Genomic DNA, 22,854 nt, shown 5'->3' with positions numbered 1-22,854 from the left:
ATTGGCCCAAATACCCGCGGGGAGCGCGAGGGGCTGGCCCCTCGCTTGCCCCCTCTCCGCATGCGCGGCCTCAGAACGGCGGCTTCGCCCGGAATTGCATGCCCCGCCCGCCATCAGGATGCCGCAGCCGCAATTCCTCGGCATGCAGCATCATGCGCGGATAATCGGCCGCCGTCTCCGGCGCATAGAGCGGATCGCCGAGGATCGGATGGCCAAGCGAGAGCATGTGAACCCTGAGCTGATGTGACCGCCCGGTCCTGGGATAGAGCCGCACGCGCGTCTCTTCCTCACGCGCGCGCTGCACCTTCCAGCCCGTCAGCGCCGCCCGCCCGTTCTCGGGGTCGATCATCTGCCGCGGCCGGTTCGGCCAATCGACACCGATCGGCAGATCGACCTCGCCCGCCTTCTCTTCCATGCGGCCCGCGACACGCGCCACGTAGGTCTTTTTCGTCTGCCGCTTCTCGAATTGCAGCCCCAGATGCCGCTGCGCGTGATGGGTCAGCGCAAAGACCATGACGCCCGAAGTATCGCGGTCGAGCCGGTGCACGAGCAGCACTTCGGGAAAGGCCTCCGCAAGCCGCGCGATCAGGCAATCGGCGAGATCCGGTCCCTTGCCGGGCACCGTCAGAAGCCCCGCCGGCTTGTCGACGACGAGCAGTTCGTGATCGGCATGCAGGACCGGGATCTCGCCCTCCGGCGGCGCGGAATCGGTAAGAAGGGGTTCAGACAATCTCGTGCCCGTCATTCTTCAGCGCTTCTGCAATGGCGCGGATATGGTCGGGGCCAGTCTCGCAGCACCCGCCGACGATGCTCGCGCCCCGCCGCACCCAGTCAAGCGCGAAGCCCGCATAGCGCTCCGGCCCCATGTCGCGGCGGGTGGAGAGCGCATCGACCGTTGGATCGGGCGTGAGGAAATCCTTGGTGATCTGCGCGAAGGCATTGGCATAGGCGCCGAACCTCAGATCGGTTTCGGCAAAGGCCGACAGCGCCGGGGCCATCGCCTCGGGGGCAGAGCAATTGGCGAGGATCGCGCCCGCCTTGTAGCGCTCCGCCATTCGCGCAGCCTCCGCCACGCTCTCGCCCGAACGCAGCACGCTGCCATCCTCGTCATCGAGCGTCACCGCGACCCAGACGGGCCGCGAGGAGACCTCTCCCGCCTTCAGCGCCGCCTCGAGGTTCTCTAGCGTCGCCAACGTCTCGAAGACAATCACGTCGACCTCGGGCGACATCTTGCGAACAATCTCGGAATAGGTCTCGACCGCGATGTCCATGCCGGGGAAAAGATCCGTCCGGTAGGAGGCGCCCAAAGGGCCGATCGCGCCCGCGATACGCCCCTTGGGATAGGCTTCGAGCGCCCATTCGGCCTCGGCAAGCGCGGCCGCGCGGAACTCCTCGATCCGGTCCTGAAGCCCTGCGCGCTCCAGCCTGTCGGGCAGGAGGGCGTAGGTATTGGTCATTGCAACGCTCGCCCCCGCGCGGAAGAAATCCTCGTGGACCTGTTGCACGAGACCCGGCCGGTCGATCATGACCTGCGTCGCCCAGAGCGGCGTCGGCGCCTGCCCAGACCGGCGGATGAGCTCCTGTCCGAGCCCGCCATCGAGCAAGGTGATCTTCGCCATTCTCCGCTCCTTCGATTGCTGCGCTATCCAGAGGCCAACCTAACCGCCAGTCCGCCGAAGACCAGCGCCGCGATCCGGTTCAGTGCCCGGCCGTGCCGCGCGATCCGGCCCGCGAGCGCTCCGCCGGCCGCGCCATAGGCGGCAGTGATGCAGAAGCCAGTCAGCACGAAAACGAGCCCCAGCGCGAGAAGCTGGCTCCAGAGTGGCCCGCGCGCCGGATCTGCGAATTGCGGCAGGAAGGCCAGGATGAAGAGCGCGACCTTGGGATTGAGCAGGTTCGTCACGAAGCCCCGCCGAAACGCTGCCGCGAGCCCGTCCCGGCCAGCGCGCGCTTCCTGCGGCAGTGCCCGCCAGCTCTGCACGGCAAGATAAAGAAGATACCCGGCACCGGCCCAGCGGATCACCTCGAACGCGCCCGGCATCGCACGAATCGCCGCTGCCACCCCAAGCGCCGTGAGCGCAATATGCACAAAGCTCCCCGAAGCGACCCCCGCCGCAGCCGCCACACCCGCCTTCGCGCCGCCGCGCGCGCCGGAGGCGATGGCGAACATCACGTCCGCGCCCGGCGTCAGGTTCAGCAAAACCCCCGCGCCGAGGAACGCTATCAGCGTTGCAAGGTCAGGCAAGGCGATCACGCCGGCTCCTCAGACGAAAATCGTCGCGGCCAGCGCCACGCCGTAGAAGATGAAACATCCCGCGAGGATACGCCGGACAACCGTGTTCGCAACAGCGCCCAGCGCCGCCTGTCCGATCCAGACGCCAAGGAGCGTGTAGCCGGTATAGCTCGCCGCCGTGATGGTCAGCGCTGTCGGGACGATGACCCACATCTGCTGGCCGATGGGCACGTTCGGTGCCACGAATTGCGAGAACGCGGCGAGATAGCCCGCAACGCTCTTGGGATTGATCGTCGCGACGAGAAAAGCGCGCATCCAGATCGAGGCCGCCCCGTAAGGCGCATCGGCGATAGGCTGACCCGCACGCATCCACCCGCGGACGCCGAGCCAGATGAGCACCGCCGCGCCTGCGATCTTCGCCAACAGAAAGAGCGTCGGCGCGGTTATCAGAAGCGCCGTGATCCCGAGCGCGGAGAGCGTCAGGAACAGCGCCGCCTGCGTCAGGATCGCAAGGACGGCCCAGAGCGCGCGCGGCAATCCGAACGCCATGCCGTTGCGGATGCAATTGACCGCGTTCGGCCCGGGCGAGGTCACGAAGAGAACCCAGAACCCGGCGAAGACGAGCCAGCTCTCGACGCTCATTCGGCGTCTCGGAAACTCGCCTCGAGGATGGCCCCGAGCGCCTCGGCATCCGCCGCGTCGAACGCCCCCGGCTGATCGCTGTCGATGTCGAGCACACCGAGGAGCCGCCCGGATCCGTCCCAGACCGGCAACACGATCTCAGACCGCGTCGAGGACGAACAGGCGATATGCCCCGGAAACGCCTCGACATCGTCCACGATCTGCACCTCGCCGGTGCGCGCCGCGGCCCCGCAGACACCCCGGTCGAACGGGATCACGAGGCAGCCATGCCCGCCCTGGTAGGGCCCGATCTTCAGGAGCGCGGGCGCGGTCACCCGGTAAAACCCGGTCCAGTCGAAGCGCGTATCGGCGTGGTGAAGCTCGCAAGCGATGGTCGCCATCAGCGCGACGCTGTCGGTCTCGCCCTCGGTCAAGGACGCGATCGTCTTGGCCAGCTCGTCGTAATCCGCGCGCATCGCCCTCTCCTCTGCCTTTCCTCGCCTCTAGCCCCGCGCAAGGCCCGAGTGCAAGCGCCGCCCTGCCCCTTTGGATTGGCGAAAATACCGCGGAGAGCGCGAGAGGCAGGGCCTCTCGCCCGGGGCGGGCCGGGCTTGATGCCCGGTCCGCCGCGCTCCCTCTTGCGTTGCGCGGCAATTCGCGGAAGGAGGCGCTTATGACGCTCGATCTTCTCTCTGCCCTCGTGGCCTTCGCGCTCGTCACGGTGATCACGCCGGGGCCGAACAACTTCATGCTGATGGCCTCGGGCGCGAATTTCGGCTTCCGCCGCACCTTGCCGCATATGCTCGGTGTCGGGCTCGGCTTTCCGGCGATGTGCTTTTGCGTCGGCCTCGGCGTGATGCGGCTCTTCGATCTCTGGCCGCCGCTCTACACGATCCTGACCGTACTGTCGGTCGGCTACATGCTCTATCTTGCGTGGAAGATCGCGAATGCCTCCGCCCCCGAAAAGAGCGCCGTGACAGGCAAGCCGCTCACGTTCTTCGAGGCCGCCTCGTTTCAGTGGGTGAATCCCAAGGCCTGGTCGATGGCGCTGTCGGCGATCACGCTCTACGCGCCGGGCCGGTCGGTGGGCGCGGTTCTTTGGGTGGTCGGCGTCTATGTCGCCTGCTCGGTCATCTCGACCTCCACCTGGACCGCGATCGGCACGACCTTGCGCCGTTTCCTGCAGGAAGGACGCCGTCTCAAGATGTTCAACTGGACGATGGCAGCGCTTCTGGTGGCATCCCTGATCCCGGTGATCCTGCGCTAGGGCGGTTGCAAAGCGCCCCCTGCAGCGGCATATCGGCACAAGAGCGAAGGACATTGCGATGACCCATTATCTGGATTTCGAGAAACCGCTGGCCGAGATCGAAGGCAAGGCGGAAGAGCTGCGCGCGATGGCGCGGTCGAACGAGGAAATGGATATCGAGGCCGAGGCCCGCGCGCTCGATCAGAAGGCGACGAACCTTCTCAAGGATCTCTACTCCAAGCTCACCCCCTGGCGGAAATGCCAGATCGCGCGCCACCCCGAACGGCCGCATTGTCGCGACTACATCGAGGCGCTCTTCACCGAATACACGCCCCTCGCGGGCGATCGTGCCTTCGGTGACGACCACGCGGTCCTGGGCGGGCTTGCGCGTTTCAACGATCGCCCCGTCGTCGTGATCGGGCACGAGAAGGGCCACGATACGTCCTCGCGCCTGACGCATAATTTCGGGATGGCGCGTCCGGAAGGCTATCGCAAGGCGATCCGCCTGATGGATATCGCGCACCGTTTCGGCCTGCCGGTGATCACGCTTGTCGACACGCCCGGCGCCTATCCCGGCAAGGGCGCAGAAGAGCGCGGCCAGTCCGAGGCAATTGCCCGCTCGACCGAAAAATGTCTGCAGATCGGCGTACCGCTCGTGTCGGTCATCATCGGCGAGGGCGGCTCGGGCGGCGCGGTGGCCTTTGCCACCGCCAACCGGATCGCGATGCTGGAGCATTCGGTCTATTCGGTGATCTCGCCCGAGGGCTGCGCGTCGATCCTGTGGAAAAACGCCGAAAAGATGCGGGAGGCCGCCGAGGCGCTGCGACTGACGGCACAGGATCTGAAAAAGCTCGGCGTTTGTGACCGGGTCATCCCCGAGCCCCTGGGCGGCGCGCATCGCGACAAGGCGGCGACGATCGAGGCGGTGGGCGAAGCGATCTCCGCGATGCTGGGTGAGTTCGACGGCAGCGCGCCCGATGCGCTGGTCGAGGCGCGCCGCAAGAAGTTCCTGAATCTCGGCTCCAAGGGCCTCGCCGCCTGAGACTGAGCGATTCCGGTCCCCGAGGAGATCTGGGTCGATCCAGGGCGAACAAGCGGCGAGTATGGCCCCGGCAGGTCACCGCCGGGGCCGAGTGTCGGGCGTCAGCCGTCCTGACGGATGCGCGCGTTCTCAGGATCGTACGGGCTGTCTTCCGTCACCGTCGCATCCCAGAGCTTGTCGAGCATCTTCACCTTGAGCGCCTGGCCCGTCTTCGCCACCTCGGGTGAGACGTAGCCCATGCCGATGGATTTGCCGAAGGCGACCGAGTAGCCGCCCGAGGTCAGGCGTCCGACGCGCGTTCCATCCTCGAGGTAAAGCGCCTCGCGGCCCCAGGGGTCGGTATCATCCGGCCCGTCGATCAGGACCGTGACGCATTTCGAGCGGATACCGGTTTTCTCCATCGCGGCCTTGCCGTGGAAGTCCTTCGACAAATCGACGAAGCGCGGCAGGTCCGCCTCGAGCGGGGTCGCGTCGCGGCCAAGCTCGTGACCGAAGGCACGGTAGGATTTTTCCTGACGGAGCCAGTTCTGCGCCCGCGCGCCGACGAGCTTGAGCCCGTGCGCCTCGCCCTCGGTCGTGATCAGATCCCAGAGATATCTCTGCATCTCGATCGGGTGGTGCAGCTCCCAGCCGAGCTCGCCGGTATAAGCGACGCGAATGGCGCGGACCGGGCACATGCCGAGCTCGATGTCTCGGCAGGAGAGCCAGGGGAAGCGCTTGTTCGAAAGCACGGTGGCCGGATCGGCATCCTTGACGAGCGCGTTCAGAAGATCGCGCGATTTCGGCCCCGCGACCGCCAGGACGCCCCATTGCGTCGTGACATCCTGGATCTCGATCCAGCCCATCTCGTCGCGCTTGTCCTCGGCGGCTTTCCGCAGGTAGTCGCCGTCATACGCGGTCCAAGCCCCTGCGGAGACGAGGTAGAACTCGTCGTCGGCGAGGCGCACAACGGTGTATTCGGTGCGCGTCGTTCCCGCTTCGGTCAGCGCGTAGGTCAGGTTGATGCGCCCGACCTTGGGCAGCTTGTTGCAGGTGAACCAGTCGATGAAGGCCGCAGCACCCGGGCCTTTGACCAAATGCTTGGTGAAGGCGGTCGCGTCGATCATGCCGACACCGTTCCGGATCGCCTCGGCCTCTTCCTTGGCATAGTGCCACCAGCCGCCGCGGCGGAAGGAGCGCGCGTCATGGTCGAAATTCTCGTCCGCATCGAGAGGGCCGTAATAGTTCGGCCGCTCCCAGCCGTTCACCTGTCCGAACTGCGCGCCGAGCGCCTTCTGGCGGTCGTAGACCGGTGCTGTCCGCAAGGGACGGCAGGCGGGCCGTTCCTCGTCGGGGTGGTGGATGATGTAGACGTGCTCATACGCTTCCTCGTTCTTGCGGGCGGCGTATTCGGTCGTCATCCAGGAGCCGTAGCGCTTGGGGTCGAGCGAGGCCATGTCGATCTCGGCCTCCCCTTCCACCATCATCTGCGCGAGGTAGTGGCCGGCGCCGCCCGCGGCAGTGATCCCGAAGGAGAAGCCTTCCGCGAGCCACATGTTTCGCAGGCCGGGCGCCGGACCGATCAGCGGATTGCCGTCGGGCGTGTAACAGATCGGGCCGTTGAAATCGTCCTTAAGGCCCACCTCCTCAGACGACGGGATGCGGTGGATCATCGACATGTATTCTTCCTCGATCCGCTCGAGGTCGAGCGGGAAGAGGTCGGCACGGAAACTGTCGGGCACACCGTATTCGAACCGCGCGGGCGCATTGCGCTCGTAGGGGCCGAGGATCCAGCCGCCGCGCTCTTCGCGGACATACCACTTGGCGTCGGCATCGCGCAGAACCGGGTGCTCGCCGTGGGTCTTGCGGTATTCCACAAGCGCCGGATCGGGTTCGGTCACGATGAACTGGTGCTCGACCGGGATCGCCGGGATCTTGATGCCGAGGAGTTTCGCCGTGCGCTGCGCGTGGTTGCCGGTGGCGGTGACCACGTGCTCCGCGGTGATCGTGGTCTGTTCCTCGGAGGGGACGAGATTGCCGCCCTTCTCGACCATCTTGGTGAGCGTGACGCGCCACTCGGAGCCCGTCCAGTCGTAGCCATCGACCTGCCATTTGCGCTCGATGGAGACGCCGCGCTGCCGCGCGCCCTTGGCCATCGCCATCGTGACGTCAGCGGGGTTAATGTAGCCGTCCGTCGGGTGGTAGATCGCGCCTTCAAGGTCGGAGGTATTGACCAGCGGCCAGCGCTCCTTGATCTCTGCGGGCGTCATCCATTCAAAGGGCACGCCGCAGGTCTCGGCGGTCGTGGCGTAGAGACGGTACTCGTCCATCCGCTCTTTCGTCTGCGCCATCCGCAGGTTGCCGACCACTGAAAAGCCCGCATTGAGGCCAGTCTCTTCCTCGAGCGTCTTGTAGAACTTGATCGAATAGTCGTGGATGTGGGTCGTCGCGTAGGACATGTTGAAATAGGGCAGAAGCCCCGCAGCATGCCAGGTCGAGCCCGATGTCAGTTCGTCGCGTTCCAGAAGAACCACATCCTCCCAGCCGGCGCGGGCCAGATGATAGGCGATGGAGGTTCCGACGGCGCCGCCGCCGACCACGAGGGCTTTTACATGTGATTTCATCGGAGCGAGACTCCCTGTCCGTTTCGACCCCTCCTATCGGCTCACGCGGGGCGCTCTCAGATTGCGCCCGACAAGTCGCGGCAGGAAAACGACATGCGGCGCTCGCGGCCTGGGACGACTCTGCCGAATTCGCGGTGGCTCGGTGCACTCGGCCCTATCGCGACGCGCCTCCATGCGCGGGTCGGCGGCAAATTCACGCTGATGTGCCCCGCGACAGCCCTTTCGTCTGCATCGCGACGGACCTATAAGGCCCCCGCTCGGCCTTGCGAGGTAACGCGGGCCGATGACGCTTTAGGGGAACGCAATCATGTTTGGTTTGGACAAGCTCATGGGCGCCTTTTCGGCGGACATGGCCATCGACCTCGGCACCGCGAATACGCTGGTCTACGTCAAGGGACGCGGCATAATCCTGTCCGAGCCGTCCGTGGTCGCCTATCACGTCAAGGATGGCGTGAAGAAGGTTCTGGCCGTGGGCGAGGACGCCAAGCTGATGCTGGGGCGGACGCCTGGATCCATAGAGGCGATTCGCCCGATGCGCGAAGGCGTGATCGCCGACTTCGACACCGCCGAGGCGATGATCAAGCATTTCATCCGCAAGGTTCATCGCCGCTCGACCTTCCACAAGCCGAAGATCATCGTCTGCGTTCCGCATGGCGCAACGCCGGTCGAGAAACGTGCGATCCGCTCCTCGGTGCTTTCGGCGGGCGCGCGCAAGGCGGGTCTCATCGCGGAACCGATCGCGGCGGCCATCGGCGCCGGCATGCCGATCACCGATCCGACCGGCAACATGGTCGTCGATATCGGCGGCGGCACCACCGAGGTTGCGGTCCTGTCGCTCGGTGACATCGTTTACGCGCGCTCGGTGCGCGTCGGCGGCGACCGGATGGACGAGGCGATCATCAACTATTTGCGCCGCCAGCAGAACCTCCTCATCGGCGAATCGACGGCCGAGCGGATCAAGACATCCATCGGCACCGCGCGGATGCCTGATGACGGTCGCGGCGCATCGCTGCAGATTCGCGGGCGCGATCTTCTGAATGGCGTGCCGAAAGAGACCGAGATCAGCCAGGCACAGGTCGCCGAGGCGCTGTCCGAGCCGGTGCAATCGATCTGCGAGGCGGTGATGACCGCACTCGAGGCGACCCCGCCGGACCTCGCTGCCGACATTGTCGACCGGGGCGTGATGCTGACCGGCGGCGGCGCGCTTCTGGGCGATCTGGACCTTGCACTGCGCGAGCAGACGGGTCTTGCCGTCTCGATTGCGGACGAAAGCCTCAACTGCGTGGCGCTCGGCACCGGCAAGGCGCTGGAATATGAAAAGCAGCTGCGTCACGCTATCGACTACGACAGCTGACGACCGCCCCTTTGCCCCGGGGATGACTGAATGGCACGGGAGAGATCAGGAGACGATTTTACCGGTCCGCTGAAGCGACTGCTTGTTGCGGTTCTGGTCCTGTGCCTGATCGCCATCTTCCTCGTCTGGCGTATCGACAGCCCGCGCGTGGAACGGTTCCGCGCGCAGGTTGTCGACAGCATCGTGCCGAGCTTCTCCTGGGCGATGGCGCCGGTCACGGCTGTTGTCGATCTCGCAGGCGATTTCCGCTCCTACCAACAAATTTACGAGCAGAATCAGGAGCTGCGCCGCGAGCTGCGCCAGATGACCGCCTGGAAAGAAGCCGCGCTGCAGCTCGAGCAGGAGAACGCCCGGCTGCGCGATCTCAACAACGTGCAACTCGATCCGAAGCTCACCTACATCACCGGCGTCGTCCTGGCCGATTCCGGCTCTCCGTTCCGGCAATCGGTGCTCATCAATGTCGGCAGCCGCGACGGGATAGTGGATGGCTGGGCGACGATGGACGGGATCGGCCTTGTCGGACGGATCTCGGGCGTCGGCGCGAACACGTCACGCGTCTTGCTTCTGACCGATGCGACGAGCCGGATTCCGGCGGTCATACAGCCTTCGGGACAACGCGCGATCATCGCGGGCGACAATTCCGCGGCACCGCCCATCGACTTCCTGGAAAATCCCGACCTCGTCCGCCCCGGCGACCGGATCGTGACCTCCGGGGATGGTGAAGTCTTCCCGCCGGGCCTGCTGGTCGGGCAGGTGGCCGAAGACCCGAACGGGCGGCTGCGCGTTCGCCTCGCGGCCGATTACGAGCGGCTCGAGTTCCTGCGGGTGCTGCGCGATCACGGAGCGCGGCGCGTGTCCGAACAGGGCGGTCTGATCGCGCCCGTCTCGCCGTTGCCTGGCCCCGAGCAGCCCGAGGAGACCGGCTTGGATGCCGACGCGGAGGAGGTCGGGCAATGATCGACGCCGATCTCGTCCGCATCTGGACCATGCGCGCGCTCTTCGTGGGGCTGTCCTTCGCGGTGATCTTCTTTCACCTCTTGCCGCTCTCGCACCTGCCACCGCGCGTGGCCGGGCCGGATCTCATCACGCTGATGGTCTTCGCCTGGGCGCTCCGCCGTCCGGAATACGTTCCGGTGTGGCTCGTGGCGCTGGTGGCCCTTCTGGCGGACCTCGTTCTGCAGCGGCCGCCGGGTCTCTGGGCGGCGCTGACGGTGATCGTCGCCGAAACGCTGAAGAACGGGGAGCGCCGGCAGCGAGAGACCAATTTCCTGCTGGAATGGCTGTCGGTATCCTTCAGCATCTTCGCGATGGGTCTGGTCTATCAATTGATCAAGCTTCTGCTTATTATCGAGCCGATCGGATGGGTGCTGGCGCTCTCCGCCGGCCTGACCTCCATCCTCGCATATCCCGCGGTCGTGGCGCTGAGCCGCCTTCTCGGCGTGTCACGTCATGGTCGCGGCGACGGAGATAGATTGGGGCAAGGGGCATGAAACGCACCGCCAAGGAGAAGAGCGAAAGCTGGGCACGGATCACCCGCCGCGGGCTGATCCTCGGCGGCGTGCAGCTTGGCTTCGCCAGCGCGCTGGCGATGCGGATGCGCTATATGCAGGTCGACCAAGCCGACGAATTCCGTCTTTTGGCCGAGGAGAACCGGATCAACCTGCGGCTCATTCCGCCGTCTCGCGGGCAGATCTTCGACCGCGAAGGGCGCGTCATCGCCGCCAATGAGCCGGCCTACCGGATCACCATGGTCCGCGAGGAGGCGGACGATGTCGACGCCGTGCTGGACCGGCTGGCCCAGCTCGTCTCGCTCGATCCCGACGAGATCGAGCGTGCCAAGGCCGAGATGGCCCGCTCCGCCCCGTTCCTTCCGGTCAGCGTCGCGGATCGCGTGACCTGGGACGAGGTGAGCCGCGTTGCGGTCAACGCTCCCGCCCTGCCCGGCATCACACCCGAAGTGGGCCTCAGTCGCATCTATCCGCACCGCGAAACCTTCGCGCATGTGGTCGGCTATGTGGGCCCCGTCTCGGAACGCGATCTCGCCCGCTACGAGGAGCCCGAACCGGTCCTGCGGATCCCGCGCTTCCAGATCGGCAAGGTCGGTGTCGAGCGGAACTACGAGGAACAGCTGCGTGGCCGCGCCGGCGCCAAGCGGGTGGAGGTCAACGCCGTCGGCCGCGTGATGCGCGAGCTCGACCGCCGCGAAGGTGAGGCTGGCTCCGACGTGCAGCTCACCATCGATGTGGAGCTGCAGAACTACATCCGCGCCCGGCTCGGAGAGGAAAGCGCGAGCGTGGTCGTCATGGACCTCGCGGAGGGCGACCTGACCGCGATCGCCTCCTCGCCCTCCTACGATCCGAACAAGTTCGTGCGCGGGATCTCGGTCGCAGATTACGGCATCTACCGGGACAACATCCGCCGCCCGCTGGCGTCCAAGGCGGTGCAGGATGCCTACCCGCCCGGCTCGACGTTCAAGATGATCACGGCGCTCGCGGCGATGGATGCAGGCGTCGTCTCGCCGTCCGAGACCGTCTGGTGCCCGGGGCACCTGACCGTGGGCGGCCGCCGCTTCCACTGCTGGAAGCGCGCAGGCCACGGCTGGATGAACCTTGAGCAGTCGCTGCGCGAAAGCTGCGATGTCTATTATTACGATCTCGCGCTCAAGGTCGGGATCGAGAAGATCGCCGAGACCGCGCGCCGCCTCGGCCTGGGCGAGGTGCATGACATCCCGATGTCGGCGGTCACCGACGGGCTGATCCCCGACAAGGACTGGAAGCGTATCAACCGCGGCGCGGGATGGGTGATCGGCGATACGGTAAACGCCTCTATCGGACAGGGCTTCGTGCTCTCTTCCCCGCTGCAACAGGCGGTCATGTCGGCACGGCTCGCCACCGGGCGGTCGATCTCTCCCCGGCTCGTGAAATCGGTCGACGGGGTCGAGACGCCGGGACGCCCCGGCGAAGATCTCGGGTTCAATGAAGCCCATCTCGCCCGGCTACGCGAGGCGATGTTCTCGGTCTCGAACAACCGCCGTGGGACCGCCTACGGATCGCGCATCATCGACGATGCGATGCGGATGGCGGGCAAGACCGGGACGAGTCAGGTTCGCAACATCACCGCCGCCGAACGCGCGCGGGGCGTCGTGCGGAATGAGGACTTACCGTGGAATCGGCGGGACCACGCTCTGTTCGTGAATTTCGCGCCCTACGAGGCACCGCGCATCGCGGTCTCGGTCGTCGTCGAACATGGCGGCGGCGGCTCTTCGGCGGCCGCGCCCATCGCCCGCGACGTGACCTTGCAGGCCCTCTTCGGCGGCGATCCACCGCTTGAGGCGTATCCGACCAAGGATCGCGACCGCATCCGCGAGTTGCAGGAGCGCCTCGCCGCGGAGCGCGAAGAGCGCCTCAAATCCGCGCAGAGCCGCGCATGAGCTATCTCGAATACACGGTCAAGACGACACCGTCGGGATGGCGCAAGGTGCTCTATTTCAACTGGTCGATCGTGGTGCTTCTGACCGCGGTGGCCGGCGTGGGGTTCCTGATGCTCTACTCCGTCGCGGGAGGATCGCTCTCGCCCTGGGCGGAGCCCCAGATGAAGCGCTACATCCTCGGCCTCATCGTGATGTTCGTCGTCGCGCTGGTTCCGATCTGGATCTGGCGCAACATGGCGTTCGTTGCCTATCTCGGGGCTTTCGCGCTCTTGGTCGCGGTCGAGTTCATCGGCTCCGTGGGGATGGGCGCGCAGCGCTGGATCGATCTGGGGTTCATGCAGCTGCAGCCGTCGGAACTGATGAAGATCGCCCTCGTCATGGCGCTGGCCGCCTATTATGACTGGCTGCCGCTCAAGAAGACCTCGCGCCCGTTCTGGGTGCTCCTGCCGATTGTCCTCATCATCCTGCCGACGGGCCTCGTGCTGACACAGCCGGATCTCGGCACGGCGATCCTGCTTTTGATCGCGGGTGGTCTCATGATGTTTCTCGCCGGCGTGCATTGGGCCTATTTCGGGCTGGTCATCGCGGCAGGCGCGGCGGGCATCTCCACCATCTTCAAGAGCCGCGGCACTGACTGGCAGCTCCTCAAGGATTACCAGTTCCGCCGGATCGACACGTTCCTCGACCCGTCGACCGATCCGCTGGGTGCAGGCTATCACATTACGCAGGCCAAGATCGCGATGGGCTCGGGCGGCTGGACGGGGCGCGGCTTCATGCAAGGCACGCAGTCGCGTCTGAACTTCCTGCCCGAGAAGCACACCGACTTCATCTTCAACACGCTGGCCGAAGAGTTCGGGTTCGTGGGCGGCATGTCTCTCCTTGCACTTTACGTGCTCGTGCTTGTCTTTTGCATCGTGGCGGCGCTCCAGAACCGCGATCGCTTCTCCTCGCTCCTGATCCTGGGCGTCGGGCTGACCTTCTTCCTGTTCTTCGCGGTGAACATGTCGATGGTGATGGGCCTTGCCCCGGTCGTCGGCGTGCCGCTGCCGCTCGTGAGTTACGGCGGCTCGGCCATGCTGGTTCTCATGGCCGCGTTCGGCCTCGTGCAAAGCGCGCATATTCACAGGCCTCGCTAATGAGCATCAATATCCTTTTCGCCGCGCAAGCTGACCGCTGGACGCAATACGAGGCGCATCTGCGGCGCGCGCTGGACGAGACCGGGCTCGACTACGCCATCGACACCGAGATGCCGCCCGAGGAGGTCGACTACATCGTCTATGCGCCCAATAGCGATGTGCAGGATTTCCGTCCCTATACCCGCCTCAAGGCGGTGCTGAACCTCTGGGCCGGCGTCGAGGGCATCACCGGCAACGAGACCCTGAATGTGCCGCTGACGCGCATGGTCGACGAGGAGGGGCTCACGCAAGGCATGGTCGAATGGGTGACGGGCCATGTGCTGCGCCACCATCTCGGCATGGACGCGCATATCGTGAACCCGGACCATGCCTGGGACAAGACGATCCCGCCGCTCGCCTCCGAGCGCGTCGTCACGATCCTCGGGCTTGGCGCGCTGGGCTCTGCCGTGGCGGGGATGCTGCGCCATCTCGGCTTCACCCTGCGGGGCTGGGCGCGCAGTCAAAAAGCGCTCGACGGTGTCGCGTGCCATGCGGGCGAGGACGGGCTCGACGCGGCGCTCTCGGGCGCGGAGATCGTGGTGCTGCTACTGCCCGATACGAGCGACACGCGCGACGTGATCAATGCGCGCACGCTGGCCTTGCTCGCGCCGGGCGCCGTGATCGTCAATCCCGGCCGCGGACCGCTTATCGACGAGGCCGACCTGATCTCGGCGCTGGACAGCGGCCAGCTCTCGCATGCGACGCTGGATGTCTTCCGAACGGAACCCCTGCCGCAGGATCACCCGTTCTGGGCGCATCCCAAGGTCACCGTCACGCCGCATATCGCCTCCGAAACCCGGCCGCCTTCCGCCTCGCGCGTCATCGCCGAGAATATCCGCCGGAGCGAGGTGGGTGAGCCGCTTCTCTACGTGGTGGACCGCGACGCAGGCTACTGATCCGGGCACTGCGCGCTCTCTTCCTTGGGTTGGCCCAAATACCGGCGGGGGAGCTCGAGGGGGCAGCCAGCCCCCTCGCCCCGGCCGCCACATGCCGCAGGATCGGCATGATCCGGCTCAGATCCACGCACGAACTCGCCCGGCGCTGGCTTTCTCGGACAAGGCTCGGCAGGCTTTCGTGAACTCCTTCGTTCTTGTGAAGCCAAAGGCGCTTTTGTATGCGGATTGAAATGCGAACAATGCCCATTGGGAGGATCCGATGCTGAAGCGCCCCTTCGACAAGACCAAACTGCCCAGCCGTCATGTGACCGAAGGGCCCGCACGCGCGCCGCATCGCTCCTACTACTACGCGATGGGCATGACGGAGGACGAGATCCACCAGCCTCTCGTCGGCGTCGCCACCTGCTGGAACGAGGCCGCGCCCTGCAACATCGCGCTGTCGCGACAGGCTCAGGCGGTCAAGCTCGGCGTGAAGGCGGCCTCCGGCTCCCCGCGCGAGTTCACCACGATCACCGTGACCGACGGCATCGCGATGGGCCATGAGGGCATGCGCTCTAGCCTCGCCTCGCGCGAAGCCATCGCCGACACGGTGGAGTTGACGATGCGCGGGCATTGCTACGACGCGCTTGTCGGCCTTGCGGGCTGCGACAAGTCGCTGCCCGGCATGATGATGGCGATGGTCCGTCTGAACGTGCCCTCCGTCTTCATCTACGGCGGTTCGATCCTGCCGGGCAAGGCGCCGGCCCATGCAGACATTCCGGCCGATTTCGCGAGCCGCGACCTGACCGTGCAGGACATGTTCGAGGCGGTCGGCCGTCACCAGAACGGCGAATTGTCGGACGCTGCCCTCGAGATGCTCGAGCGCGTGGCCTGTCCCTCGGCGGGGGCGTGCGGCGGCCAGTTCACCGCGAACACGATGGCCTGCGTCTCCGAGGCCATCGGCCTCGCGCTCTTCAACTCTTCCGGCATGCCCGCGCCCTACGAGAGCCGCGACCAGTATGGCGAAGCGTCGGGCCGGGCGGTGATGGACCTCATCGAGAACAACATCCGTGCCCGCGATATCGTCACCCGGCAATCGCTCGAGAACGCGGCGCGGGTCGTGGCATGCACCGGCGGGTCGACGAATGCCGGCCTGCATCTGCCTGCCATCGCCCATGAAGCGGGTATCGAGTTCTACCTCGACGATGTCTGCGAGATCTTCCGGGACACGCCCTATTTCGTCGACCTCAAGCCGGGCGGTCAGTTCGTCGCCAAGGATCTCTACGAGGCCGGCGGCCTTCCGGTCGTGATGAAGGAGCTGCGAAAGGCGGGCCTTGTCCACGAGGATTGCATCACCGCGAGCGGCCGCTCCATCGGCGAAGAGCTCGACCGCACCGCGCGCGAGGCCGATGGCCGCGTGATCCACGCGATCGACAACCCGATCACCAAGACCGGCGGCGTCGTCGGCCTGAAGGGCAATCTCGCACCCGAAGGTGCGATTGTGAAAGTCGCCGGGATCGCCGCAGAGAACCAGGTCTTCACCGGTCCGGCGCGCGTCTATGAATGCGAAGAAGACGCCTTCGAGGGCGTCAAGAACCGCGAATACAACGAGGGCGAGGTCATCGTCATCCGCAATGAAGGCCCCGCAGGCGGGCCGGGCATGCGCGAGATGCTGGCCACCACCGCCGCGCTTTCGGGTCAGGGCATGGGCAAGAAGGTAGCGCTCATCACCGACGGGCGTTTCTCGGGCGCGACCCGAGGCTTCTGCGTCGGCCATGTCGGGCCCGAAGCGGCCCAGGGCGGACCGATCGCGCTTCTGAAGACCGGCGACGTCATCACCATCGACGCGATCAAGGGCGAGCTGTCTGTCGACCTCTCGGAGGACGAGCTCGAAAAGCGCCGCGCCGCATGGTCCGGCCCCCGCGAGACGATCTATTCGAGCGGCGCGCTTTGGAAATTCGCCAAGCTCGTCGGAGCCACCTACAAGGGCGCCGTAACCCATCCGGGCGGCGCGTCCGAGAAACACGTCTACATGGATCTTTGATGCTGCCTGTGCGCGCCGCCCTCGTCTTGCCCGTCCTGCTGGCTCTGGCCGCCTGCGAAGTCACGCCCGAGGGCGAGATCGTCCCGCAGCGCGGTTTCCTGAGCGGTTTCGCCGCTCCGGATGTGAGCGGCGGGCCGAGCGCACGGGCGGAACCGGGCGGCAGCGCGGATCTTGTCGAGGCCGCGGCGATCGCGGGCGGCGACGTCGTGGTCGCGGGCCCGCCCGGCTACTGCATCGACACCTCGACGGTGGAGTCCTCACCGCGCGGCGGGTTCGCCGTGCTGGCAAGCTGCAACATTCTCTCGGCGGGCCAGTCGGGAGCGGCGGTGACACCGGCTCTGGTGACGGTTTCGGCAGGCCCGCGCGAGGCGCAGCCGGTGCAGCCGGGCGCAGAGACATTGGCCCGCCTGTCGGATGCCTCGGCGCTGGCAGCGGACGAAAGCGACACGCTCACGATGGTCTATCTCGCTGAAGGCGGGGATGCGCTCCTGCCCGGCGGGGCACCGCAATATTGGCGCGGCGCGTTCCTTGTCGGGGCGCGGTTGATCGGCATCGCCGTCTACGCGCCACCGAATAGCGGATTGACCCGCGCCGAAGGCCGGCGTCTTCTGGAGCTCACCGCGGAACGGATCCGGCGCGCGAGCCCGGACGCACCGATCCCGGTCTCAGGCAACGGAGCCGGCACGTCGCGCGGTTGATCTCTGCGCGGAAACCGGAAACACTTTGTTGCGGAAACGGAAACGACCGGCACTCGAGGCCGCGGGCAGATAACGGGCAAAATGGCGGATCGGCAGGGGATTCTCGACAACCTCATTCAGCGCGGCGCGGTACGGCGGCTGCGGCGCATGGCGAAGGCCGCGCCCGACACCGCCCTGCCCCGCCTTCGCCGGCAGCGCGGCTGGGCGCGCAACCTGAAGCGGGAAATCGACGAACTTCTGCATGTCGCCGACAATCGCCTCGCGCTGCCGGCCATCGGCACGCAATCCTTTCCCCGGCCGCATGATGCGGACTGGGCCTGGCGGCCCGAGATCTGGTCCGGTCCGCTGCCGGTGAAGGGAATCTCGTCGGTGGCGACGAAATCCATGCTCGGCCGCGAAGCGACGCTGTTTCACGATTGCGACCGCTCCGAGCTGACCTTGCGCCAGCTCAGGAACACGCGGCAGGCCGATCTCGCGGCCTATGGACTCCGGATGGATGTCTTTCGGTTCGACGGATCGTACCTCTCGCTCGCCATTGATCTGCCGCCGGAAGCCGCACAGGGCCTGATGCGACGGCACCTCATCCGGCTCGAGACCATTGTCGAGCTCGAAAAGCCGATCGAGATCTTCGCGCGCCTCAACATCAAGAACGGGCCGAACACCGAACAAGTCGTGCGGGAATTGCCGCTTCACGAGAGCGATGTGATCGTCGAATTCGATCTCGCCTATACCAAGCTCAACGAAAAGCGCGTGGAAAAGCTCTGGCTCGATGTGATCTTCGAGGGACCGCAGATGAACCAGGTGATCCTGCGCGACTTGACCTTTTCGCGCCGCCCCCGCGCCGAGTTGTGACGAAGGAAGCCCGATGAGCCGCTACAGCCTGACGAAAACCCGTTTCAAGGAAGGTGTCTGGGAGGGATTGATCTCGAGCGAGGCGCGCGATGCACCCGCCCCGGACGTGGTCGTCTCGCTCTTTGACACACCGATCCGCGGCGCGAGCGTCGCGCCGGTCGGCGAGTCGGGGCAATGGCTCCTCGAAGTTCCCGTTCCGCCCGAAGCGATCGGCGACGGCGTGATGACTTTTCTCGTGGCCGATGCGGTTACCGAGGAGGTGATGGGCTCCTTCACCATGATCGGAGACGACGCGCTCGCCGAGGATATCCGCGCCGAGATGGCGCTTCTGCGGGCCGAGCTCGACATGCTGAAACGCGCTTTCCGGCGTCATTGCCTCGAGACCAGTTAGGCGGAGCGCGGCAGAGCCGCGCACTTTTCTGGCCCGAGGATCGTTCCGATCCCCGGGCGGATCGGGGCGCTGCCCCGAACCCCGCGGTATTTCGGCCAACCCAAGTTGCAGAAGGTCAGAGATCGAGCCACTCCGCCGCGAGATAGGCCGGCGCGAGAAGGGCACGGCGATACCGCCCAAGCGGAAATCGCCCCGGTTGATGGCGCATGACCGCAGGTATCGCGGGGCCTCGGCCGAGGATCTCTTGGGCGATGAGCCCGCCCGTGTGGCTCGCCATCGCGACACCGTTGCCGTGATAGCCGAGCGCTGCGAAGAGGCCGGGATGACCGGGTACAGGCCCTGCATAAGGCGCAAGATTCGCCATCAGGCAGACAAGGCCGGACCATTCATGGGTGATCGCGACATCGCGCCAGACGGGAAACATCCGCGCGAAATCGCGCCTGATGCGCGCCGAGATCGCCGTCGCGGCGGACGGGCGGGCGGTCAGGCCGCCGCGCATCCCGAAAAGGAAGCGGTTGTCAGGCAACAAGCGGAAATAGTGCAGAAGTTGGCGCGTGTCGTAGGCCATCTGCCGCGTGGTCCAGCCCTGCGCCTCGCGTTCGGCATCGGTGAGCGGTCGCGTGACGATCACGGAGCTTTGCACCGGCAAGGTGCGCGCACGAAGCCAATCCGGCAGATCTTCTGACGAATAGCCGTTGGTCGCGATCAAAACGCTGTCCGCGCGGATCTGGCCATGCGGCGTGTCGATGCGCCAGTCGCGCCCACGCTTGAGACCGATCGCGGGGCTTTGGCCGTAGAGCCTTGCTCCGGCCTTCTGCGCCGCGCGGGCCAGACCGCCGTGATACTTGCGAGGATGCAGCGCGAAGCCGAGCGGTGTCGTCATCGCGCCATGGAACGTGCCGCCGAAGCCGCCCTGCCGCAACGTCTCGCGCGTGTGGATCCGGGGCGCGAGCCCGTATGCCGCCTCGATCTCGCGCGCGGCTGCCTCGAAACCGCGGGCCTGCCTGGGCGTATGGGCCAGAAGCGTCTCCCCGTCCGAATGGGTGTCAGCCTCGATGCCGTATCGCGAGAGGCGCGCGGCGACGGTCTCGATCGCGGCCATTTCCGTGCTGCGCCACTCGGCAAGCCCGTCCTCGCCGAAGCGGCGGCGCAGGAGGCTGGCGGGGGCCTTCGCGCCGCCAAGGCAGCAGAACCCGCCATTGCGGCCGGACGCGCCCCAGCCGGGGGTCTCGGCGTCCACGAGGATGACCTCGGCTCCGGCTTCGGCGAGGGTGAGGGCCGCCGAGACACCGGTATAGCCGCCACCGATGATGGCGACATCTGCCCGGTCTGTGCCCTCGAGGCGCGGCCAGACGGGTGGCGTGACGCCTTCGTCCCAGTAGCAGCGCCGGGGTGTCTCGTAGGCGCCGGGCTCGTAGATCCGCCTCATCCGGTGGCGCGCACCGCAGCCTGTTCATCCCGTGCCTGGGTGACCGCCGCACGCTTGGTGATGAGCGAGGCCGTGATGACGCCGACCGCCACGATCGCGATCATGATCGTCGAGAGCGCGTTGATCTGCGGGCTGACCCCGAGCCGCACCGCGGAGAAGATCTTGATCGGCAGCGTGGTCGCCGACGGGCCCGTGGTGAAGCTCGCGATGACGAGATCGTCGAGCGACAGCGTGAAGGCCAGAAGCCAGCCCGAAATCACCGCCGGCGCAATGATCGGCAAGGTGACGAGACGAAAAGCCTGAAACGGCGAACAGCCGAGATCGAGCGCCGCCTCTTCGAGCGAGCGGTCGAACGTCGCGAGCCGCGAGGAGACGACCACCGAGACGTAGCACATCGAAAAGGTCGTATGCGCCAGCACGATGGTGAAGATCCCGCGGTCGAGACCGATCCCGATGAAGAGAAGAAGCAGCGACAGGCCGGTGATCACCTCCGGCATGACGAGCGGAGCGTAGATCATGCCTGAGAAGAGTGTCCGCCCCCGGAAGCGGCCCGCACGCACGAGGACGCTCGCTGCCATCGTGCCGAGAACGGTCGCGATGGTCGAGGAGAAGACCGCGACCCGGACCGTGACCCAGGCCGCGTCCAGGAATTCCTGATCCTGGAAGAGCTCCACGTACCAGCGGGTCGAGAAGCCCGCCCAGACCGTCACCAGCTTCGAGGCGTTGAAGCTGTAGATCACCAGGATGACCATCGGCAGGTAGAGAAAGGCGAAGCCGAGCGTCAGGGACGTGGCGTTGAACCAGGAAAAGCGTCTCATCCCTCGGCCTCCCGCGCTTTCTGCTCGTTCCGCTGGAAGAGCACGATGGGCACGATCAGGATCAGCAGGAGCACGATCGCCACCGCGCTCGCGACAGGCCAGTCACGGTTGGAGAAGAACTCCTCCCAGAGAACCTTGCCGATCATCAGCGTGTCGGAGCCGCCGAGCAGCGAGGGAATGACGAACTCGCCGATGGCGGGGATGAAGACGAGAAAGCATCCCGCGATGATCCCGCCTTTGGACAGGGGTATCGTGACGAGCCAGAAGGCCGAGAGGCGCGAGCAGCCGAGGTCTTCGGCCGCCTCGAGGAGCGATTCGTCCATTTTCTCGAGCGTCGCGTAGATCGGCAGGATCATGAAAGGCAGGTAGGTATAGACGATGCCGATATAGACGGCGATGTTCGTCGACAGGATCTGCAGCGGGGTATCGATCAGTCCGATCCCAATGAGGAACTGGTTCAGCACGCCCTCCGAGGACAGGATGCCCATCCACGAATAGACGCGGATCAGGAACGAGGTCCAGAACGGCAGGATCACCAGCATCAGCAGCGTCGGCCGCCATTCGGGCGCGGATCGGGCCATCGCGTAGGCAATCGGATACCCGATCGCGAGGGTGATGAGTGTCGAGATCGCGGCGATCCGGAGCGAAGACAGGTATGCGCGCCAGTAAAGATCGTCGGTCGTCAGGAACACGAAGTTCTCGAAATCGAGCGCGCCGAAGAAATCGCGGATCGCGCTCCAGCCGCCGGACAGATCGAGGGTCGGCGTATAGGGCGGGATCGCCAGAGCGATATCCGAGAGCGAGATCTTCAGAACGATGATGAACGGCACCAGGAACAGTGCCAGGAGCCAGATATAGGGAACCGCGATGAGAACCAGACGCCGCATCGCTCAGTGCTCCAACAGGACGCCGGAGGTCTCGGTGAAGGAGAGCCAGACGCGGTCCTCCCAGGTGATGTCGCGATTGGCGAGGCGACGGGTATTGGCGGTCTGCGCCTTGATGATCTGCCCGCCGGCTATTTTCACGTGGTAGGTCGAGATATTGCCGAGATAGGCGATGTCGATCACCTCTCCCTCAAGGAGATTACGCCGGTCCTCGGGCTTGTCCTTGGCGATGGAGACCTTCTCGGGGCGGATCGCGAAGGTCAGCGCGCGGTCCGTGTCGACCGGTCCGCGCGGCGTCGCCCAGATCGGTGGCTGCCCTTCCGCCCAATCGAGGCGGATGCGCTCGCCCTCCGTCGTGCCGCGCCCCTCGATCAGGTTCACGTCACCGATGAAATCGGCCACATAGACCGAGTTCGGCGCTTCGTAGATCACGTCGGGCGTGGCGACCTGGATAAGTTTTCCTTCGTCCATTACCGCAACGCGAGAGGCGACGGTCATCGCTTCTTCCTGGTCGTGGGTGACGATGACGAAGGTGGTGCCGGTCTTCTCCTGGATATCCATGAGCTCGAATTGCGTCTCTTCCCGAAGCTTGCGGTCGAGCGCGCCCAGCGGCTCGTCGAGCAGAAGAAGCTTCGGGGCCTTGGCAAGGCTGCGCGCGAGCGCGACGCGCTGGCGCTGGCCGCCGGATATCTGGTGCGGCTTGCGCTTGGCGAACTTGGTCAGGCGCGTGAGGCGCAGCATCTCCTCGACGCGGGCCGAGATCGCCTCCTTGTCCTTGCTCTCGCGCTTGAGGCCGAAGGCGATATTCTCCCAGACGGAGAGATGCGGAAAAAGCGCGTAGCTCTGGAACATCATGTTGACCGCGCGCCGGTTCGGCGGGATCGGCCCGATATTCTGACCCGACAGCAGGATCTGGCCCTCTGTCGCGTTCTCGAAGCCCGCAAGCATCCGCATCATGGTCGTCTTGCCGCAGCCCGACGGGCCGAGCAGCGCGAAGAATTCCCGCGCGTAGATGTCGAGCGACAGATCGTCGATGGCTGTGAAGCTGCCGAACCGCTTGGTGACGTTCCGAAACTCGATGAGGGGCTTTTCCTCCGGGTTCTCCCAGGGGGCGAAGACGGTCTGGCTCATGAAGATGTCCCGATGATCGGAGGAAGCG

At 65.8% G+C, this 22,854-nt stretch carries 22 protein-coding genes; 12 read left to right on the top strand and 10 right to left on the bottom strand.

Annotation, left to right across the window (positions count from 1 at the left end):
* Positions 1-70: 70 nt before the first annotated feature.
* The 5 genes from BM171_RS09950 to BM171_RS09930 are packed head-to-tail and all read right to left on the bottom strand — an operon-like array spanning position 71 to position 3,330.
* A complete protein-coding gene (locus tag BM171_RS09950) occupies positions 71-730 on the bottom strand; it encodes an RluA family pseudouridine synthase (protein WP_425438943.1) in 660 nt (219 codons plus the stop codon).
* Complete coding sequence (locus BM171_RS09945; protein WP_093011353.1) at positions 723-1,619, bottom strand: homocysteine S-methyltransferase family protein; 897 nt, start codon at positions 1,617-1,619, stop codon at positions 723-725. Before BM171_RS09945 ends, BM171_RS09950 begins: the two co-directional genes overlap by 8 nt.
* Positions 1,620-1,642: 23 nt before the next feature.
* The gene (locus BM171_RS09940) at positions 1,643-2,254 is read right to left on the bottom strand and encodes a LysE family translocator (protein WP_093011350.1); all 612 of its coding nucleotides are present in this window, start codon (positions 2,252-2,254) and stop codon (positions 1,643-1,645) included.
* 9 nt (positions 2,255-2,263) lie between these two features.
* Positions 2,264-2,875: a LysE family translocator gene (locus BM171_RS09935; protein WP_093011347.1), complete on the bottom strand. Its 612-nt coding sequence runs from the start codon at positions 2,873-2,875 to the stop codon at positions 2,264-2,266.
* Positions 2,872-3,330 (bottom strand): GAF domain-containing protein, encoded by a 459-nt coding sequence (locus BM171_RS09930; protein ID WP_093011344.1) that lies wholly within the window; start codon positions 3,328-3,330, stop codon positions 2,872-2,874. Before BM171_RS09930 ends, BM171_RS09935 begins: the two co-directional genes overlap by 4 nt.
* 197 nt (positions 3,331-3,527) lie before the next feature.
* On the opposite strand from BM171_RS09930, the gene BM171_RS09925 reads away from it, so the two are divergent.
* Both BM171_RS09925 and BM171_RS09920 read left to right on the top strand, forming a co-directional pair.
* Positions 3,528-4,121 carry a LysE family translocator gene (locus BM171_RS09925; protein WP_093011341.1) on the top strand — a complete coding sequence of 198 codons (594 nt, stop codon included), beginning with the start codon at positions 3,528-3,530 and terminating at the stop codon, positions 4,119-4,121.
* 58 nt (positions 4,122-4,179) lie between these two features.
* Positions 4,180-5,142 carry an acetyl-CoA carboxylase carboxyltransferase subunit alpha gene (locus tag BM171_RS09920; RefSeq protein ID WP_093011337.1) on the top strand — a complete coding sequence of 321 codons (963 nt, stop codon included), beginning with the start codon at positions 4,180-4,182 and terminating at the stop codon, positions 5,140-5,142.
* A 101-nt stretch (positions 5,143-5,243) separates the two neighbouring features.
* On the opposite strand, the gene BM171_RS09915 is transcribed toward BM171_RS09920, so the two are convergent.
* Positions 5,244-7,745, bottom strand: a complete 2,502-nt coding sequence (locus tag BM171_RS09915; RefSeq protein ID WP_093011334.1) for a GcvT family protein — start codon at positions 7,743-7,745, stop codon at positions 5,244-5,246.
* Between the two features lie 307 nt (positions 7,746-8,052).
* On the opposite strand from BM171_RS09915, the gene BM171_RS09910 reads away from it, so the two are divergent.
* The 10 genes from BM171_RS09910 to BM171_RS09865 all read left to right on the top strand — a co-directional run bounded on the left by BM171_RS09910 (position 8,053) and on the right by BM171_RS09865 (position 18,564).
* Positions 8,053-9,099 (top strand): rod shape-determining protein, encoded by a 1,047-nt coding sequence (locus BM171_RS09910; protein WP_093011331.1) that lies wholly within the window; start codon positions 8,053-8,055, stop codon positions 9,097-9,099.
* A gap of 30 nt (positions 9,100-9,129) precedes the next feature.
* On the top strand, positions 9,130-10,056 hold the full coding sequence (gene mreC / locus BM171_RS09905; protein ID WP_093011328.1) for a rod shape-determining protein MreC: 927 nt from the start codon (positions 9,130-9,132) through the stop codon (positions 10,054-10,056).
* Positions 10,053-10,589 carry a rod shape-determining protein MreD gene (mreD, locus tag BM171_RS09900; protein WP_093011325.1) on the top strand — a complete coding sequence of 179 codons (537 nt, stop codon included), beginning with the start codon at positions 10,053-10,055 and terminating at the stop codon, positions 10,587-10,589. The genes mreC and mreD overlap by 4 nt, the downstream gene beginning before the upstream one ends.
* A complete protein-coding gene (mrdA, locus tag BM171_RS09895) occupies positions 10,586-12,529 on the top strand; it encodes a penicillin-binding protein 2 (RefSeq protein ID WP_093011321.1) in 1,944 nt (647 codons plus the stop codon). Before mreD ends, mrdA begins: the two co-directional genes overlap by 4 nt.
* Positions 12,526-13,665 (top strand): rod shape-determining protein RodA, encoded by a 1,140-nt coding sequence (gene rodA, locus BM171_RS09890; RefSeq protein ID WP_093011318.1) that lies wholly within the window; start codon positions 12,526-12,528, stop codon positions 13,663-13,665. Before mrdA ends, rodA begins: the two co-directional genes overlap by 4 nt.
* Complete coding sequence (locus BM171_RS09885; RefSeq protein WP_093011315.1) at positions 13,665-14,600, top strand: 2-hydroxyacid dehydrogenase; 936 nt, start codon at positions 13,665-13,667, stop codon at positions 14,598-14,600. Before rodA ends, BM171_RS09885 begins: the two co-directional genes overlap by 1 nt.
* Before the next feature lie 259 nt (positions 14,601-14,859).
* Positions 14,860-16,623 carry a dihydroxy-acid dehydratase gene (gene ilvD / locus BM171_RS09880; protein WP_093011312.1) on the top strand — a complete coding sequence of 588 codons (1,764 nt, stop codon included), beginning with the start codon at positions 14,860-14,862 and terminating at the stop codon, positions 16,621-16,623.
* Positions 16,623-17,321 (top strand): hypothetical protein, encoded by a 699-nt coding sequence (locus BM171_RS09875; RefSeq protein WP_093011309.1) that lies wholly within the window; start codon positions 16,623-16,625, stop codon positions 17,319-17,321. Before ilvD ends, BM171_RS09875 begins: the two co-directional genes overlap by 1 nt.
* 81 nt (positions 17,322-17,402) lie before the next feature.
* On the top strand, positions 17,403-18,173 hold the full coding sequence (locus tag BM171_RS09870; protein WP_093011306.1) for a DUF6478 family protein: 771 nt from the start codon (positions 17,403-17,405) through the stop codon (positions 18,171-18,173).
* A gap of 13 nt (positions 18,174-18,186) precedes the next feature.
* Positions 18,187-18,564 (top strand): hypothetical protein, encoded by a 378-nt coding sequence (locus BM171_RS09865; RefSeq protein WP_093011304.1) that lies wholly within the window; start codon positions 18,187-18,189, stop codon positions 18,562-18,564.
* A 115-nt stretch (positions 18,565-18,679) separates the two neighbouring features.
* On the opposite strand, the gene BM171_RS09860 is transcribed toward BM171_RS09865, so the two are convergent.
* From BM171_RS09860 to BM171_RS09845, 4 genes are read right to left on the bottom strand one after another with little or no spacing between them, the layout of a single operon-like run.
* Positions 18,680-19,993 (bottom strand): NAD(P)/FAD-dependent oxidoreductase, encoded by a 1,314-nt coding sequence (locus BM171_RS09860; RefSeq protein ID WP_093011301.1) that lies wholly within the window; start codon positions 19,991-19,993, stop codon positions 18,680-18,682.
* Positions 19,990-20,811: an ABC transporter permease gene (locus BM171_RS09855; protein ID WP_093011298.1), complete on the bottom strand. Its 822-nt coding sequence runs from the start codon at positions 20,809-20,811 to the stop codon at positions 19,990-19,992. The genes BM171_RS09860 and BM171_RS09855 overlap by 4 nt, the downstream gene beginning before the upstream one ends.
* The gene (locus BM171_RS09850) at positions 20,808-21,698 is read right to left on the bottom strand and encodes an ABC transporter permease subunit (RefSeq protein ID WP_093011295.1); all 891 of its coding nucleotides are present in this window, start codon (positions 21,696-21,698) and stop codon (positions 20,808-20,810) included. The genes BM171_RS09855 and BM171_RS09850 overlap by 4 nt, the downstream gene beginning before the upstream one ends.
* 3 nt (positions 21,699-21,701) lie before the next feature.
* On the bottom strand, positions 21,702-22,826 hold the full coding sequence (locus BM171_RS09845) for an ABC transporter ATP-binding protein (RefSeq protein ID WP_093011292.1): 1,125 nt from the start codon (positions 22,824-22,826) through the stop codon (positions 21,702-21,704).
* Positions 22,827-22,854: the final 28 nt, after the last annotated feature.

Source organism: Roseivivax halotolerans (genome assembly GCF_900115815.1).
GTDB classification, from domain to species: Bacteria; Pseudomonadota; Alphaproteobacteria; order Rhodobacterales; family Rhodobacteraceae; genus Roseivivax; species Roseivivax halotolerans.
The sequence above is the reverse complement of the archived record's forward strand: the minus strand, read 5'-3'. Positions and strand labels throughout refer to the sequence as shown.